Here is a 14,875-nt window from a genome sequence, read left to right as displayed (position 1 = left end):
TAACTTTTGCTTATAATTTTTACTCGCTTAAATGAATTAATGCAAAAACAGAGTAATTAATAATATCTTGATAGTTAGCATCTATACCTTCACTAACCAATGTTTTTCCTTTGTTATCTTCTATCTGCTTAACACGTAACAACTTTTGTAAAATAAGATCTGTTAAAGAGCTAACACGCATTTCTCTCCACGCTTCACCATAATCATGGTTCTTATTTTCCATTAATGTTTTAGTAATGGTAATATGCTTATTGTATAGTTCTACAGCCTCAGCAACATCTAAATCTGGTTGTTCTACAATGCCTTTTTCTATTTGCACCAATGCCATAATAGCATAATTAATAATGCCAATAAATTCAGATTTTTCACCTTCATCTACCTTTCTAACATCGTTTTCTTGTAAACCACGTATACGTTGTGCCTTAATATAAATCTGATCTGTTAAAGACGGCAAACGTAAAATACGCCAAGCACTACCGTAATCTTTCATTTTTTTTTGAAAAAGCTCACGGCATTCTTTTATAACCGCATCATATTGTTCTGATGTATTCTGCATTTATCTTGTGTAATTTGTGTAAATTTCGCTTAAAATTTTGAACTAATCAAAAGTAAGGGTTTTATCTTAAATCATTTATTTTTTAAAAGTCAATAAAAATCATTTTAACACACAGTATGACAATTAATTGCAACGGAAATTTAATAAACCTATCTACACCTAAAGTAATGGGTATATTAAACCTTACACCAGACTCTTTTTATGACGGAGGAAGCTATAAAAATGAAACCGACATTGTTACCAAAGTTGAAAAAATGCTTGTAGATGGTGCTACTTTTATAGATGTTGGCGCATATAGCTCTAGGCCAAATGCTATTAATATCTCTGTTAATGAAGAAATTAATCGTATTGTACCAGTTGTACAACTACTCGTAAAAAAGTTTCCTGGCATTTTACTTTCTATTGATACCTTTAGGAGTGCAGTAGCAAAAGTTTGTTTAGAGAATGGTGCTGCCTTAATTAACGATATTTCTGCTGGTAGTTTAGACGATAAAATGATGAACGTAATTGCAGAATACAAAGTACCTTATATTATGATGCATATGCGTGGTACTCCGGAAACAATGCAACAACTAACAGAATATACAAATGTGACTTTAGACGTAAAACAGTATTTTGCTAAAAAACTTGCCCAAGCAAGAGCCTTAGGCATTGTAGATTTAGTAATTGATCCTGGTTTTGGATTTGCAAAAACTACAGAACAAAACTTTAACGTATTACAAAACTTAGACCTTTTTAAAACAATGAATGTGCCAATACTTGCGGGCATTAGTAGAAAATCTATGATTTACAAAACCTTAGACACAACTGCTAGTAATGCACTAAATGGTACAACGGCATTAAATACCATTGCGTTAACAAAAGGAGCCAATATTTTACGAGTTCATGATGTTAAAGAAGCCTTAGAATGTATTACGTTATTTACTGCTTTAAAGTTAAATGAGGAGTTGTAATTTAATTCTTCATTTTTTTTATAATTTTACAAAAACCCTTTTACTTGGATTTTCTAAATTTTCTTGATTTTAAAATAACAGATATTATAGACATTATATTGGTGGCTGTACTACTGTACTATATTTATAAATTAGTACGTGGCTCTGTAGCTATTAATATTTTTATTGGTATTGTAATTGTTTGGGCACTTTGGAAACTTACCGAATTGCTAGATATGAAAATGATTAGCAGTATGGTTGGCGGGTTTATGAACATTGGTTTAATTGCCTTAATTATTGTTTTTCAGCAGGAATTGCGTAAGTTTTTGCTAATGATAGGTTCTACTAATTTTGCCACAAAACGTAATTTTATAAAACACTTTAAATTTTTAAAACAAGAAGCAATGACTACAGATACCAATGTAGAAGCTATTGTTAACGCTTGTGATAAAATGGGGAAATCTAAAACAGGAGCATTGCTTGTTTTAGAACGCACCAACTCTTTAGACTTTGTAAAAAGTACAGGTGATAAAATGAATATTGAAATTACCCAACCTATATTAGAAAGTATTTTTTACAAAAATAGTCCGTTGCATGATGGTGCTGCCGTTGTTGAAAACAATACCATTGTTGCTACCAGAGTAATACTACCAGTTTCACAAGAGCGTACCATACCTTTACGCTTTGGATTAAGACATAGAGCTGCAGTTGGTATTACAGAAAAAACAGATAGTTTAGCACTTGTTGTTAGTGAAGAAACTGGCACCATATCTTACATAAAAAACGGAGAGTTTGTACTTTACAAAGATTTAGACGAACTTACAAGTCTTATTAAAGAGGACTTAATATCTTAAAATGAATTGTAAAAATTGTGCAAATAGTCTACAAACAGACTATTCTTTTTGTCCAGATTGTGGTGCAAAGGTGATTAGAAATAGGCTTACTATTAAAAATTTACTTAGTGACATTACAGAGCGCTACTTTAATCTAGATAACACTTTTTTACGTACTTTTTTTCATTTATTTACAAAACCAGGTGTTGTCATAAATGGTTACGTAAATGGCACAAGAAGAAAATACGTTAACCCTATTAGTTATTTTGGTATTGCCTTAATGTTAGCAGGGTTTTTAATGTTTTTTATGCGCAAGGTTTTTGATTTTGAAATGGATCTTGACGCTTTTGACCAAGGAATGAACCCTGAGTTTACTAAAAAAATGAAAGATGTAATATATGATTACTCTTCCTTATCTTTTATAAGTTACATCCCTGTTTTTTTAATTGTAGGCCTCATTACATTAAACAAAAGAAAACACATACTAGCAGAATACACAATTAGTGTAATTTATAGCTTAGCACAATGGAGTATTTTGTCTTTTTTTACAAGTATGTTTATAATTGCCTACTTCCCGGAATCATTCACAAACTACAGCCTTACTGCATTATTATTTATGATTTTATACTTTCTTTATGTTCAGCAAAAATTAAATAAATATTCTGCTTGGCAAATAATTTACAAATCAGTATTGTTTACAGGTATATTTTTTACAATATTTGTGGGGCTAATATTTTTTATAATGATAGTTGCTATGATTACTGGCCATTTTAATCCTGCAGATTTTGTTCCTGCAAAATAATTTAAGCTACTTCATCTGCTACAAACTGTGCTTGATAAAGGTTGTAATAATAACCTCCTTTTTTAAGTAACTCTTTATGTGAACCGCTTTCTATAATATTACCTGCATCCATAACAATAATTTTGTCTGCTTTTTTAATAGTTGCCAAACGGTGTGCAATAACAATAGACGTTCTGCCTTGCGTAATTTTCTCGGTTGCCTTTTGTATTAATTGCTCTGAGTATGTATCTACAGAAGATGTAGCTTCATCTAAAATTAAAATACTTGGGTTACTTACATAAGCACGCAAAAAGGCTAGCAATTGACGTTGCCCACTAGATAGCATAGAACCACGCTCTTTTACATTATACTGGTAATCATTAGGAAGACTTGTAATAAAATCGTGCACAGATATTTCTTGTGCAGCCTGTGTTATAGTGTCTAACGTTATATCTTCATTTTTTAAAGAAATGTTATTCTCAATAGTATCTGCAAATAAAAATACATCTTGCAAAACAACCGCTATTTTATCTCTTAATGACGTTAATTTATAGTCTTTAATATCTACACCATCAACCAAAATTTCACCAGAATTTATTTCATAAAAACGGTTTAGCAAATTTATAATGGTAGATTTTCCTGCTCCGGTAGCACCAACAATAGCTATTGTTTCACCTGCCTTTACATCAAAAGAAATTCCGTGTAAAACCTCTTCACCTTCTACATAACCAAAGTGTACATTTTTAAAAGAAATGTCACCTTTTATTTCTTCTTTTTCAAAAGCGCCCTCATTGGTTATAGTATCTTTTCTGTCTAAAATTGCAAATACTCTATTGGCTGCTACCATACCCATTTGCAGTACATTAAACTTATCTGCTATTTGCCTTAATGGTCTAAACAACATTTGTGACAGTTGTATAAACATAAATATGGTACCAAGCTCATCTATATTATTGTTTAATACAACACGCAAACCACCATACCAAACAATTAAACCAATAGCTACAGAAGAAACAATTTCTGCTATCGGGAAAAAGATAGAGTTATACCAAACTGTTTTTAACCAAGCATTTCTATGCTTTTCATTTATAACTCTAAACTTTTCTTGTTCTACTTTTTCTCTGTTAAAAAACTGAACAATTTTCATTCCTGTTAAACGCTCTTGTACAAAAGTATTTAGGTTAGATACTTGCGCTCTAACGTCTATAAAAGCAACTTTCATTGCTTTTTGAAAAACTCTAGTAGCATAAATTATAATTGGCATAATAGCAAAAACAATAAGTGCTAATTTCCAACTATAAAAAACCATTACGCCAGCAACTACAACCATTTTTAATAGGTCTGATACTATCATAAAAAAACCTTGACTAAAAATTTCTCCAATACGCTGTATATCTGTTACTGCACGTGTTACCAATAATCCTACAGATGAATTGTCATAATATTTCATTTTAAAGCTAAGCATATGCTTAAAAAGCTTTATTCTAATATCCTTTATAACAGATTCTCCTAACCAATTAGCATAGTACACAAAAGATAGCTGACTTACCACCTCTAATACTAAAACTATTAACATTAAAACAATAATGTTTAACAATAGTTCCTGGTCTTTATTTTCTAAAGCTGTGTTAACAATTTCTCTTAACAAAATAGGGCTTAAAACCGCAAATGCTGATAAAGATATTGCAGCTATAACAACACCATAAAAAGTAATTTTATAAGGTTTGGTAAATTGTAACAATCGTTTTAACAATGTATAGTCAAACGCTTTTCCTGTTTCTTTTTGTGTTTTAGACATTTTTTACTTTGATAATATTTTTTGGGTACAAAACCTGTGTTAAATATAATGCTTTTGCTGGCACAGAAGTACCTGCCTCTGCCCTACTTTTACTAGCTATTATGGTGTGTATATGGTCTATAGTAATTTTACCTGTTCCCACATCTAAAAGTGTACCCACAATGGCTCTAACCATATTGCGCAAAAACCTATCTGCGGTAATTGTAAACACAAATTTATCTTCTTTTTGTTCCCAAATAGCTTTTTTAACAGTGCAATAATAGGTTTTAACATCTGTTTTAGATTTAGAAAAACACTCAAAATCTTGTTTACCTAACAGCAATTGCGCTGCCTTATTCATTTTTTCTATATCTAATTTTTGCTTTATATAATGTGTTGTTACTATAGAGAAAGGGTCTTTTTGTGTGGTAATTAAATACTCGTATGTACGTTCTGTTGCATTAAACCTAGCGTGGGCATCTTCTGGAACTTCATAAATGTTTTGGATAGCAATATCATCTGGCAAAAAAGAATTTAGCCTACGCATTAAATCTACTGTATTAGATATGGGAGTTGTATTAAAATGGGCATACATTTGCTTAGCGTGTACACCTGCATCTGTTCTGCCAGCGCCCATTAAAGAAATTTTTTCTTTTAAAAGCGTACTAAATGCTTTTTCTAACTCTTCTTGTACAGTTATAGCGTTTGGCTGTATTTGCCACCCGTGATACGCTGCTCCAAAGTATGAAAATGCTACAAAATATCTCAAATTGAATTCCTATTTTTGTAAACCACAAAGATACTTAATATAAGTAAGATTTTAGCAGGCAGTAAACCGTATTACTTTAATTTAAGATTAAATTATACCGCTACTTCTTTTAAATGTTATAAAAACCAATTATTTAAAATGACAAAAATTTTATTACTGTCTGATACACACAGCTACATAGATGATAACATACTAAATTATGTTAAACAGGCAGATGAAGTATGGCACGCTGGTGACATTGGCAATTTAGAGGTTACAGACAAAATAAAAGAGCTAAAACCTTTAAGAGCTGTTTATGGTAATATTGATGATGACAAGGCTAGACTAGAATTTCCGCTAGACAATAAGTTTATGTGTGAAAAAGTTGCTGTTTGGATAACACATATTGGTGGTTACCCAGATAAATACAATGTGCGTATACGCGAAGAAATAAAAAAAGATTCTCCTAAAATATTTATTAGCGGGCACTCTCATATTTTAAAAGTAATGTTTGATAAAAAGTTAAACCTACTGCATATGAATCCTGGTGCTTGTGGTAAACACGGTTTTCATCAGGTACGTACAATGCTACGTTTTACTATAAATGGTAGTGATATTAAAGATTTAGAAGTTATAGAACTTGGTAAAAAATAATATGCAACCCTAAAAATTAGTTAGTTATGCTTTACTATTAATTTTTACTAGGTATTTTTTGTATCCATTTTTTTATATTTACAATTACATTATGTTTTGCAAACACAAACCAAATTAAATAATAGCAACATATTTTCCCCAATTTATGAGTAATAGCCCCAAAATTACTGTTGTAGATTTAGAAACGTATAAAACAAACCCTAAACTACATAACAACAAAAAATATTATAAAATATGTCTTATTCATCCAAAAAGTATACTACACTACCCAAGTAAATCTATTACTATAAACAACACAGTATTGGTATTTACAAATCCGCTTTTAGTCTACAACTGGGAACCAATTTCTAGAGAACAAGTAGGCTATTCTTGCTTATTTAATCCATCATTTTTAGCAGAAAATACTAATGAGCTAGAAAAACAATGTCCGTTATTTAAGCTTGGAGCAAATAATATTTTTCATTTAAATAAAGAGCAAGAAACTCATATCACATCATTATATAAAAAAATTAAAGAAGAACTAGACAGTGATTATAAAAATAAAGATGCTGTTGTTAGCAATTACATTAGTTTAATAATACATGAAGCATTAAAAATAGAACCAAATGCAGCTAACAAAACACCAAAATGTGCTGCGTCTAGAATTACTTCTTTGTTTTTTGAGCAATTAAACAGACAATTTCCTATTAAAGATCCTAACAAGAGTATTACCTTAAAAACTCCAAAGGACTATTCTGACTTTTTATCTGTACATATAAATCATTTAAACGACTCTGTTAAAACTATAACAGGTAAATCTACATCTACACATATTAAAGAAAAAATTACTGCAGAGGCAGAAAATATGCTTCATAATACCGATTTAAACATTACAGAAATTGCTTATTGTTTAGGTTTTAAGTATCCAAATAATTTTAGTAAGTTCTTTAAAAGCAATACAGGTAAATCTCCTTTAGAGCACAGGAGTGTTTTTCTTTGATTTAGATATACTATAGTTTGATTTGTATACTTTTCTAAAAGAATCTATAAATATATTTATAATCCCAAACCTAAATATATTTATAGATGATAAATGAAAATGAACTAAAAGGCAAAACCAAAACTGAAGTTTTAAAATTATTAGGAACTCCTTTTAAAGGAGCCATAACTAATGTATGGACGTATAAAAAAGGTTCTAGTAACGAATTAGAAGCCGAAATAACCGTTTATTTTGATCCTGAAAATGGCAAAGTACTTTTAACAGATTGCGAAACAGTATAAAAAACTATGTTATAAAAATAAAAAAACCCAGGAACAACCCTGGGTTTTACGCACTAATATAACTAAGATGTTAGGTTTAACGCAAACGATCAACAGATTTTACAAGATCTTCATCCTTTTTAATGAACCTATTGGCTAGCACTAAAAATACGATAGAAAATAGTGGAATCAACATCCCAATACCCTTCTCAGAAACAACAGTTTCTCCGGATAAGTTTAGTGATCGGGAAACGAAAAATCCTAGTATAAAAAGATTACATATCATATTCAACCTGTTTACAACAAATTGATTTTTTCTATTTTTAAATAACAAAATGGCAATAAAAGCCAAAATAGCAGACACATAAAAGGCTATAGAAATATACATTTCATCTTTAGCAAAAATAACAGTACCGTTATCTAATGTCCATAAACTAGCAAAAAAAGGAAGCACAGCTGCCAAAACAACTACTATTAATAAAAAAACAGTTTGTACTCTTTGTATCATTTATCTTTCTTTGAAAAAACAAAAATAGCGTCTTTTTAAGATTTATCAATGAAATATTAAAAATAATTTGTAATATTGCTACAGAATATTAGTAATATCGCTTACCGACAGGGACTTTCAAGTCCAAATAAGTACCCAAATTACACACTTCAAGATTTCATATTTTTCAACAAAGTATAACTTATTCAACATTACATGTTTGAGATTTCCGATTTAAAAGCAAAAAAGCTTCCTGAATTACAGGATATTGCAAAAGGTTTAAATGTTCCTAAGTTTAAAACATTAAAAAAACTAGATTTGGTATACCAAATACTAGATGTACAAGCAGCAAACCCTAAAGCGGTAGAAGAAGTTGTTGTTAAAGAACCTAAACCAACCAAAGCGCCAGCTTCTGCAAAAGCAAAACCTGCAGAAAAGCCTAAACCACGACCGGTAAAAAGAGAGCGTGTTTTAAGAGAAAAGCCAAAACCTAAGGCAAAAGAAGAAACAACTACAGAAGAAACAAAAGAGCCTGTTGCAAAAAAAGCGCCAGCTCCTAAAAAAACTCCTGCAGCTAAAAACACAAAACCTTCTGCTGCTACTGAAAAAAAACCAGTACACAGAAACAACCAAGGCCAGCAAAAAAATAATGGTCAGCATAAAAATCAAAACAAAAAACCACAGCACCAAAAAAATTCTAGAGACAAAAGTAATTTTGACAAGGATTTAAAAAATAGATACAGAGAGCCAGAGTTTGAGTTTGATAGTATTATTGCTAGTGAAGGTGTTTTAGATATTATGCAAGACGGTTATGGTTTTTTAAGATCGTCTGATTACAACTACCTTTCTTCTCCTGATGATATTTATGTTTCACAATCTCAAATTAGATTATTTGGATTAAAAACAGGAGATACAGTTTTAGGAAATGTGCGCCCACCAAAGGAAGGCGAAAAGTACTTTCCGCTAATTAAAGTAAATAAAATTAATGGTATAGATCCACAGGTTGTACGTGACCGTGTTTCTTTTGAACACTTAACACCATTATTTCCTCAAGAAAAATTTAACCTTGCCGAAAAGCAGAGTAATATTTCCAACAGAATTATAGATTTGTTTTCACCAATTGGTAAAGGACAACGTGGTATGATCGTTGCCCAGCCAAAAACTGGTAAAACAATGCTTTTAAAAGACATTGCTAACGGTATTGCGGCAAACCATCCAGAGGTTTATCAAATTGTATTACTAATAGATGAACGTCCGGAAGAAGTTACAGATATGCAACGTAATGTTCAAGGAGAAGTAATTGCCTCTACTTTTGACAAGGAACCATCTGAACACGTACGTGTGGCTAATATTGTACTAGAAAAAGCCAAGAGATTGGTAGAATGTGGCCACGATGTGGTTATTTTATTAGATTCTATTACACGTTTAGCAAGAGCATACAACACGGTACAACCAGCGTCTGGTAAAGTATTAAGTGGTGGTGTAGATGCAAACGCATTAAACAAACCAAAACGTTTCTTTGGAGCTGCTCGTAATATAGAAAACGGAGGTTCTTTATCTATTATAGCTACTGCACTTACAGAAACTGGCTCTAAAATGGACGAAGTTATCTTTGAAGAATTTAAAGGAACTGGTAATATGGAGCTTCAGTTAGACCGTAAAATATCTAACAGAAGAATATTCCCTGCAATTGACCTTACTTCTTCAAGCACACGTAGAGATGATCTTTTACTAGATGAAAACACAATTCAACGTATGTGGATTTTACGTAAATACCTTGCAGATATGAACCCTGTAGAAGCTATGGAGTTTATAGAACAACGCATTAAACAAACTAAAAACAATGAAGAGTTTTTATTGACAATGAATCAATAACAAAAACCTTTATTCTATAATAAAAAAATCCTACTAATTAATTTTAGTAGGATTTTTTATTAGTTGATTTTCAGAATACTATAAAAAAGTGACTATATTTATGCGACCGTAAAATCCAATAGTTATGATGACCAACAAAAAAAAAGCATTTTATTTTATTTTACCCTTAGCATTATTTATTGTTAGCAGCTGCAATAATCCTAAAGAGCAAAAGAAAGAACATCCAGAGCCTGTTAAAGAAGTAAAACCACCTACACAAATAATTACCACCAAAAAGGCTCAAACTCTTTTTGATGACTACTCTAAAAGAAGAGCTACTCTCATTAAAGATTTTGAAGACAATGAAGTAGACCCTAACTCCTCTTTTGATGTTGCCAGATATGGCTATTACGATCTTAAAACCTTAAAAAACTACATTGCTTTTATAGAACAAGAAGCCAAAAAAGCAAATGTAGAAATTACCAACGTACGTTTTTATTTTGGAAATTACCCTAAGGATAGCAAATATAAACACCCAAGGCAAAACACATTTTTTATAACACCTACTACTACCGTAGATGGTAAAGATTATCCATTTTCTGTAATTACAGATGGTAAAACATACAAGCCTAAAATTTTAAAAGATAATTTTTTATTACAGCCATCTAAACAATCAACAACTGAAGAAGCATCTATTTTTCCAAAGATTTCATTTTTTAATGACGATGAAGAACAAAGTTTAATTCTTAATCATTCTAATATGGTTCCTCCTCCGTACGAGGATTAGCAAGCATACTTTAGCTTCCAACAAAAAAATGACATTAATAGATAGTTTACTAGAAAATATAGCAGAGCCATTTTATGCAATAACACTAGTTATTGCATTGTGGCGCTATCCAAATTACTATAATACATATTTAAAATATTTTCCAATACTAATTGCCTACACTCTTTTAAACGAGGTTTTAGGATTTTTAATTAGCTCCTATCCAGATTTATTTAATATATCAATCAATAAATTCTATACTAAAAACAATATTTTACTTTACAATATTTACGACATAATTTATTTTCTTTATTTTCTATACATCTACAAACTATACTTAAAAAAAAAGATTTTAAAAATAGTAACCACAACAGTTATTATTCTCTTCTGCTGTATTAGTCTTTTAAATATTTTTTATCAAGATATACAACTAGAAAGCCATGTACTCACCCATTCATTTGGATGTTTTTTTCTAATATTAATTACCTTAGTCTACCTAAATCAAATAGATTGGCATCAAAATAAAAAAGACCCAACAAAAAATTTCTTATTTTGGTTAAGCTGGGGGTTACTTTTGTTCCACGCAGGGTTTCTTCCTATAAGACTATCTTATTATTTTAGAATAATACAAAACCAAGAAAGCTATATTTGGATTAGAAGATTGCATTTATTTTTAATACCATTAATGTATTGTTGCTTTATTATTGGCTTTATTAAAATGAGGCGTAAATTAATAAAAGAATAAAGTATAACAACAAATACTATATGTTATTTTACTCAACATACTTTTAAATCTTTAGATAAACTAAAAAAGCGCTCTTTAAAAAAGAGCGCTTTTAATATTATTACTAATAAGGTATAACTTATAAAGCTGCTACCTGCTTAGTTAATTTGCTTTTAAGGTTAGATGCCTTGTTAGCGTGTATAATGTTACGCTTAGCTAACTTGTCTAACATACTAATGACTGTAGGCAACATAGTTTCGGCAGATTTCTTATCCTCCTCAGCACGTAACTTTCTCAATGCATTACGCATTGTTTTATGTTGGTACTTGTTACGTACACGCGCTGCTTCGTTTCTTCTTATTCTTTTTAATGCTGACTTGTGATTTGCCATTTTATTTTTGTTATTATGTTTTTAACGGGCTTCCACCCAAAAATTGTAGTCCGTAGGGGAATCGAACCCCTGTTACCAGGATGAAAACCTGGCGTCCTAACCCCTAGACGAACGGACCATTATTACTATTTGTATAGTGGTGTGCAAAATAAAGAAAACTTTATTTAATTTCAAAACTATACTTCATTAAAGAACTTGTAGTCCGTAGGGGAATCGAACCCCTGTTACCAGGATGAAAACCTGGCGTCCTAACCCCTAGACGAACGGACCATTAACTTTTTGCGTATTGCGGATGCAAAAATACAACTATTTTTAATTATTGCAACACCTAAGTCAATTTTTTTTTAAAAATTAATATGCTTTTGCAAATAACACCCTGTTTTTAGAGGGTTTACCTGTTATAATACAACTACCATTTTCTTCTTTAGCATCCATAGGAATACATCTAATAGTTGCTTTTGTTTCATTCTTAATCTTTTCTTCGGTTTCTTCAGTACCGTCCCAATGTGCAGATATAAATCCGCCTTTATTTTCTAAAACATCTTTAAACTCATCATAAGAGTTTACTTCTGTAATATGATTGGCTCTGTAGTCTGCAGCTTTTTTGTAAATGTTTTTCTGAATATCATCCAATAAAAACTCAATTTTACCAATAACATCATCTGCATTTACAATTTCTTTTTCTAAAGTATCTCTACGTGCTACCTCATAGGTGCCATTTTCCAAATCTCTTTTACCTATTGCAATACGCACAGGAACCCCTTTAAGCTCGTACTCGTTAAATTTAAATCCTGGCTTATGTGTATCTCTATTATCAAATTTAACAGAAATACCTTTAGCTCTTAGCTCTTTAACTAACGGGTTTACTTTTTCAGAAATAGCATCTAATTGCTCATCTCCTTTATATATAGGAACAATTACAACCTGTATTGGCGCTAATTTAGGAGGCAAAACCAATCCGTTATCATCACTATGAGTCATAATTAATGCTCCCATTAAGCGTGTAGACACTCCCCAAGAAGTTGCCCAAACGTGTTCTTGCTTTCCTTCTTTAGAAGCAAATTTAACATCAAAAGCTTTAGCAAAGTTCTGACCTAAAAAGTGAGATGTACCTGCTTGTAATGCTTTACCATCTTGCATTAAAGCCTCTATACAATAAGTTTCTACTGCTCCTGCAAAACGCTCACTTGGTGTTTTTAATCCTTTTACAACAGGTACTGCCATAAAGTCTTCTGCAAAATCTGCATACACATCCATCATTTGTTCTGCTTCTGCTATAGCTTCATTTTCTGTAGCGTGTGCCGTATGGCCCTCTTGCCATAAAAATTCTGCAGTACGTAAAAATAATCTTGTTCTCATTTCCCAACGTACAACATTGGCCCATTGGTTTATTAATAATGGTAAATCTCTGTAAGACTGTATCCAACCTTTATAAGTATTCCAAATAATAGCTTCACTAGTTGGGCGCACTACTAACTCCTCCTCTAACTTAGCATTAGGGTCTACTCTTAATTTACCTGGTTTATCAGGATCATTTTGCAATCTGTAGTGTGTAACAACAGCGCATTCTTTAGCAAAACCTTCTGCATTTTTTTCTTCGGCTTCAAACAAACTCTTAGGAACAAATAAAGGAAAGTATGCATTTTCATGACCTGTTTCTTTAAACATTCTATCTAGCTCTGCTTGCATTTTTTCCCATATAGCATATCCGTATGGTTTAATAACCATACATCCACGAACTGCAGAATTTTCAGCAAGATCTGCTTTTACAACTAGTTCATTATACCATTTGGAATAATCTTCGGCTCTTTTAGTTAACTTCTTGCTCATTATTAGTAGTTTGGCACAAATATTGTGTTTTTATCAATAAATAAATTATAGTTCGACAAAACTAACTATTTTTACATTGTACAACAATTAAATTTAATATGATGATACATTCCCAATCCATCCAGAAAATAAAAAAAGTTGCTTTTGGCATCGTAGTTGGCTCATTAATTGTTTCTTGTGGTTCTTACCAAGAAGCTTCTTATTATGACAATGACGGCATATACTCCTCTAACACAACATAAACGGTAGAGCAAGCTCCTGACAATAACAATAGTGAATACCAAGACTTTTTTGGACAACAAGCCAATGAGTATAGCGCTATTTTAGACGGAGAGGTTTTTACTGATGTAGATGAGTATTACAGTGATGTGCAAGATGATGAAATAGCAAATAACTACAACGGAAACCCAGGTTGGGGAGACAATGCAACACAGGTTAGCATTAATATTCATGACAACGGATGGGCAAACTACGGAGGTTTTTATGATCCTTGGGGATACGGATATGGCGGATTTGGCTTTTATAACAGCTGGGGAAGTCCATATTGGGGATGGAACAATTGGAGATATAGAGGTTACAACAGCTTTGGATGGGGCTGGGGTGGATTTGGTTATGGCTACGGATGGGGAAATCCTTACTATAACAGAAGATTTAACAATCCTTACTACAACAGATACTATAATAATTACGGAAGAAACTCTTATGCTTACAATAACAGCAGAAGAGGACGTTATGACAATGTTATATATGCCAACAATAGAAATGCATATTCACGTTCTAGCAGGTCTAATCTAAACACAGGTGTATCTAGATCTAATTTAAATTACAGATCTGGGAAATCTGCAACATCATACAGAAGCAACAACAGCTACAGGTCTAATAGTGTTAATGTAGATGGAGTAAACCGTAATAGAACATACAGAACAAGTCGTACCACAAGAACACAACCTAGGTACAGCACATCTAGAAGCAATACATATAATAGAGGTAATACATACAGTAGAAGCAGCAATAGTAGTTCTAGCAGACCTACAACTACTAGAACCACAAGGTCTTCTAAATCTAGCTCTACATACACAAGACCATCTTCTTCATCAAGAAGTTCTGGAACATACAGAAGCTCTGGAAGCAGCTCTAGAAGCTCCGGAACAACCACAAGAAGTAGTAGTTCTTCTAGATCATCTTCTGCAAGAAGCTCTTCTAGCAGTAGGTCTTCATCTAGCGGAAGGTCCTCTTCAGGTGGTGGTAGATCATCTAGCAGTAGATCTTCAGGTAGAGGTAGATAATCACATACATTTTTAAA

General features: G+C 31.8%; 16 protein-coding genes and 2 tRNA genes. 10 read left to right on the top strand and 8 right to left on the bottom strand.

The genetic code is table 11. The features are described from left to right. Positions 1-19: 19 nt before the first annotated feature. Positions 20-556, bottom strand: a complete 537-nt coding sequence (locus CELLY_RS11665) for a DUF1599 domain-containing protein (protein WP_013621884.1) — start codon at positions 554-556, stop codon at positions 20-22. Between the two features lie 116 nt (positions 557-672). Here CELLY_RS11665 and folP point away from each other — a divergent pair, with 116 nt between their 5' ends. The 3 genes from folP to CELLY_RS11650 are packed head-to-tail and all read left to right on the top strand — an operon-like array spanning position 673 to position 3,123. Beyond that, positions 673-1,509: a dihydropteroate synthase gene (folP, locus tag CELLY_RS11660; protein ID WP_013621883.1), complete on the top strand. Its 837-nt coding sequence runs from the start codon at positions 673-675 to the stop codon at positions 1,507-1,509. 44 nt (positions 1,510-1,553) lie between these two features. After that, positions 1,554-2,342 carry a diadenylate cyclase CdaA gene (cdaA, locus tag CELLY_RS11655; protein ID WP_013621882.1) on the top strand — a complete coding sequence of 263 codons (789 nt, stop codon included), beginning with the start codon at positions 1,554-1,556 and terminating at the stop codon, positions 2,340-2,342. 1 nt (position 2,343) lies between these two features. Next, entirely contained in the window at positions 2,344-3,123 is a 780-nt protein-coding gene (locus tag CELLY_RS11650; RefSeq protein WP_013621881.1) for a DUF3667 domain-containing protein, read from the top strand. Position 3,124: 1 nt separating this feature from the next. On the opposite strand, the gene CELLY_RS11645 is transcribed toward CELLY_RS11650, so the two are convergent. Further along, positions 3,125-4,900: an ABC transporter ATP-binding protein gene (locus tag CELLY_RS11645; protein ID WP_013621880.1), complete on the bottom strand. Its 1,776-nt coding sequence runs from the start codon at positions 4,898-4,900 to the stop codon at positions 3,125-3,127. Continuing rightward, positions 4,893-5,648 carry a tRNA pseudouridine(38-40) synthase TruA gene (truA, locus tag CELLY_RS11640; protein ID WP_013621879.1) on the bottom strand — a complete coding sequence of 252 codons (756 nt, stop codon included), beginning with the start codon at positions 5,646-5,648 and terminating at the stop codon, positions 4,893-4,895. Before truA ends, CELLY_RS11645 begins: the two co-directional genes overlap by 8 nt. 138 nt (positions 5,649-5,786) lie before the next feature. Here truA and CELLY_RS11635 point away from each other — a divergent pair, with 138 nt between their 5' ends. The 3 genes from CELLY_RS11635 (at position 5,787) to CELLY_RS11625 (ending at position 7,541) form a co-directional block, all read left to right on the top strand. Then, positions 5,787-6,281 carry a metallophosphoesterase family protein gene (locus tag CELLY_RS11635; protein WP_013621878.1) on the top strand — a complete coding sequence of 165 codons (495 nt, stop codon included), beginning with the start codon at positions 5,787-5,789 and terminating at the stop codon, positions 6,279-6,281. A 145-nt stretch (positions 6,282-6,426) separates the two neighbouring features. Next, complete coding sequence (locus CELLY_RS11630; RefSeq protein WP_013621877.1) at positions 6,427-7,260, top strand: helix-turn-helix domain-containing protein; 834 nt, start codon at positions 6,427-6,429, stop codon at positions 7,258-7,260. Positions 7,261-7,346: 86 nt separating this feature from the next. Continuing rightward, positions 7,347-7,541 carry a hypothetical protein gene (locus CELLY_RS11625; RefSeq protein WP_013621876.1) on the top strand — a complete coding sequence of 65 codons (195 nt, stop codon included), beginning with the start codon at positions 7,347-7,349 and terminating at the stop codon, positions 7,539-7,541. A 76-nt stretch (positions 7,542-7,617) separates the two neighbouring features. On the opposite strand, the gene CELLY_RS11620 is transcribed toward CELLY_RS11625, so the two are convergent. Continuing rightward, positions 7,618-8,028: a DUF4293 domain-containing protein gene (locus tag CELLY_RS11620; protein ID WP_013621875.1), complete on the bottom strand. Its 411-nt coding sequence runs from the start codon at positions 8,026-8,028 to the stop codon at positions 7,618-7,620. Positions 8,029-8,223: 195 nt separating this feature from the next. Here CELLY_RS11620 and rho point away from each other — a divergent pair, with 195 nt between their 5' ends. Both rho and CELLY_RS16760 read left to right on the top strand, forming a co-directional pair. Next, complete coding sequence (gene rho, locus CELLY_RS11615) at positions 8,224-9,882, top strand: transcription termination factor Rho (RefSeq protein WP_013621874.1); 1,659 nt, start codon at positions 8,224-8,226, stop codon at positions 9,880-9,882. Between the two features lie 124 nt (positions 9,883-10,006). Beyond that, the gene (locus CELLY_RS16760) at positions 10,007-10,648 is read left to right on the top strand and encodes a hypothetical protein (RefSeq protein ID WP_013621873.1); all 642 of its coding nucleotides are present in this window, start codon (positions 10,007-10,009) and stop codon (positions 10,646-10,648) included. Positions 10,649-11,490: 842 nt separating this feature from the next. Here CELLY_RS16760 and rpsT read toward each other — a convergent pair. The 4 genes from rpsT to proS form a co-directional block, all read right to left on the bottom strand. Next, positions 11,491-11,742 carry a 30S ribosomal protein S20 gene (rpsT, locus tag CELLY_RS11600; RefSeq protein WP_013621871.1) on the bottom strand — a complete coding sequence of 84 codons (252 nt, stop codon included), beginning with the start codon at positions 11,740-11,742 and terminating at the stop codon, positions 11,491-11,493. A 46-nt stretch (positions 11,743-11,788) separates the two neighbouring features. Next, positions 11,789-11,860: transfer RNA gene (locus CELLY_RS11595), tRNA-Glu, on the bottom strand. An 80-nt stretch (positions 11,861-11,940) separates the two neighbouring features. Next, positions 11,941-12,012: transfer RNA gene (locus CELLY_RS11590), tRNA-Glu, on the bottom strand. 81 nt (positions 12,013-12,093) lie between these two features. After that, positions 12,094-13,572, bottom strand: coding sequence for a proline--tRNA ligase (gene proS, locus CELLY_RS11585; RefSeq protein WP_013621870.1), 1,479 nt, complete (start codon positions 13,570-13,572; stop codon positions 12,094-12,096). Positions 13,573-13,670: 98 nt separating this feature from the next. On the opposite strand from proS, the gene CELLY_RS17085 reads away from it, so the two are divergent. Together CELLY_RS17085 and CELLY_RS16925 are read left to right on the top strand one after the other, a co-directional pair. Further along, positions 13,671-13,814: a hypothetical protein gene (locus CELLY_RS17085; protein ID WP_169309925.1), complete on the top strand. Its 144-nt coding sequence runs from the start codon at positions 13,671-13,673 to the stop codon at positions 13,812-13,814. A gap of 126 nt (positions 13,815-13,940) precedes the next feature. Further along, positions 13,941-14,858, top strand: coding sequence for a hypothetical protein (locus CELLY_RS16925; RefSeq protein ID WP_013621869.1), 918 nt, complete (start codon positions 13,941-13,943; stop codon positions 14,856-14,858). Positions 14,859-14,875 lie beyond the last annotated feature (17 nt).

This window comes from Cellulophaga lytica DSM 7489 (assembly GCF_000190595.1).
In the GTDB taxonomy this organism is placed as follows: Bacteria; Bacteroidota; Bacteroidia; order Flavobacteriales; family Flavobacteriaceae; genus Cellulophaga; species Cellulophaga lytica.
Note: the sequence above shows the minus strand (reverse complement) of the source record. Positions and strands in the feature narration are given on the sequence as shown.

Bases quoted from the DNA above. Each gene is read 5' to 3' on its own strand.
- CELLY_RS11665 (WP_013621884.1), bottom strand. From the start codon at position 556: ATGCAGAATACATCAGAACAATATGATGCGGTTATAAAAGAATGCCGT.
- folP (WP_013621883.1), top strand. From the start codon at position 673: ATGACAATTAATTGCAACGGAAATTTAATAAACCTATCTACACCTAAA.
- CELLY_RS11650 (WP_013621881.1), top strand. From the start codon at position 2,344: ATGAATTGTAAAAATTGTGCAAATAGTCTACAAACAGACTATTCTTTT.
- CELLY_RS11645 (WP_013621880.1), bottom strand. From the start codon at position 4,900: ATGTCTAAAACACAAAAAGAAACAGGAAAAGCGTTTGACTATACATTG.
- CELLY_RS11635 (WP_013621878.1), top strand. From the start codon at position 5,787: ATGACAAAAATTTTATTACTGTCTGATACACACAGCTACATAGATGAT.
- CELLY_RS11630 (WP_013621877.1), top strand. From the start codon at position 6,427: ATGAGTAATAGCCCCAAAATTACTGTTGTAGATTTAGAAACGTATAAA.
- CELLY_RS11625 (WP_013621876.1), top strand. From the start codon at position 7,347: ATGATAAATGAAAATGAACTAAAAGGCAAAACCAAAACTGAAGTTTTA.
- CELLY_RS11620 (WP_013621875.1), bottom strand. From the start codon at position 8,028: ATGATACAAAGAGTACAAACTGTTTTTTTATTAATAGTAGTTGTTTTG.
- rho (WP_013621874.1), top strand. From the start codon at position 8,224: ATGTTTGAGATTTCCGATTTAAAAGCAAAAAAGCTTCCTGAATTACAG.
- CELLY_RS16760 (WP_013621873.1), top strand. From the start codon at position 10,007: ATGATGACCAACAAAAAAAAAGCATTTTATTTTATTTTACCCTTAGCA.
- rpsT (WP_013621871.1), bottom strand. From the start codon at position 11,742: ATGGCAAATCACAAGTCAGCATTAAAAAGAATAAGAAGAAACGAAGCA.
- proS (WP_013621870.1), bottom strand. From the start codon at position 13,572: ATGAGCAAGAAGTTAACTAAAAGAGCCGAAGATTATTCCAAATGGTAT.
- CELLY_RS17085 (WP_169309925.1), top strand. From the start codon at position 13,671: ATGATGATACATTCCCAATCCATCCAGAAAATAAAAAAAGTTGCTTTT.